Source organism: Liquorilactobacillus ghanensis DSM 18630, assembly GCF_001435235.1.
Taxonomy (GTDB): Bacteria; Bacillota; Bacilli; order Lactobacillales; family Lactobacillaceae; genus Liquorilactobacillus; species Liquorilactobacillus ghanensis.
The window spans coordinates 1-206 of sequence record NZ_AZGB01000007.1 but is presented as its reverse complement, the minus strand read 5'-3'; the positions used below and the strand labels follow the sequence as shown (position 1 = coordinate 206).

Here is a 206-nt window from a genome sequence, read left to right as displayed (position 1 = left end):
AACGCCGATAGTAGTTGGGGGATCGCCCCCTGTGAGGGTAGGAAGCTGCCGTGCTCTGGAGGATTAGCTCAGCTGGGAGAGCGTCTGCCTTACAAGCAGAGGGTCACAGGTTCGAGCCCTGTATCCTCCATTGAGTCGTTAGCTCAGTTGGTAGAGCATCTGACTTTTAATCAGAGGGTCGACAGTTCGAGCCTGTCACGACTCAT

Annotated in this window: 2 tRNA genes; both read left to right on the top strand. The window is 54.9% G+C overall.

The features are described 5' to 3' along the window. Positions 1 to 57: 57 nt before the first annotated feature. Positions 58 to 130, top strand: a tRNA-Val gene (locus FC89_RS02830). Positions 131 to 132: 2 nt separating this feature from the next. Continuing rightward, a tRNA-Lys gene (locus tag FC89_RS02825) sits at positions 133 to 205 on the top strand. The last annotated feature ends 1 nt before the right edge of the window (position 206 follow it).